The sequence below is a fragment of the Pseudomonas sp. 2995-1 genome, from assembly GCF_002742505.1.
Lineage (GTDB): Bacteria > Pseudomonadota > Gammaproteobacteria > Pseudomonadales > Pseudomonadaceae > Aquipseudomonas > Aquipseudomonas sivasensis.
On record NZ_LJSA01000302.1, the window covers coordinates 1 to 433 of the forward strand.

General features: G+C 38.1%; 1 protein-coding gene. It reads left to right on the plus strand.

Annotated elements, in window-relative coordinates; all coding sequences use genetic code 11:
* On the plus strand, nt 1-433 hold a 433-nt coding region (locus AOA61_RS05955; RefSeq protein ID WP_143521188.1), incomplete at both ends, for a transposase.

The window sequence follows — 433 nt, forward strand, 5'->3', positions numbered from 1 at the left end:
GACCTTCTTCCACGGAAACAAAAATATGAAAACCAAAAAGAAGTCTTGAACGGAAGGAACAGTTATTCAAAGACAGACCCTGATGCGAGTTTTATGCGGATGAAGGATGACCATATGAAAAATGGACAATTAAAGGCAGGATACAATGTTCAAATCGGAACAGAAAATCAGTTTATCATTGGGTTCAGTTTACACCAACGAGCAGGAGACCCTGGTTGTCTACAACCACATTTGGAACTATTAGAACGATTTGAACGTCCATTACCTAAGTCGCTAATAGGAGATTCTGGTTACGGCAGTGAGGAAAACTACGCCATTTGTGAGGAAAAAGGTATAGAAGCGTTAGTAAAATACAATACGCTAGATAAGGAACAAACAAAAAAATTTAAAACTGAAATTGGACGTGTGGAAAACTTAACGTATGATGAAGACC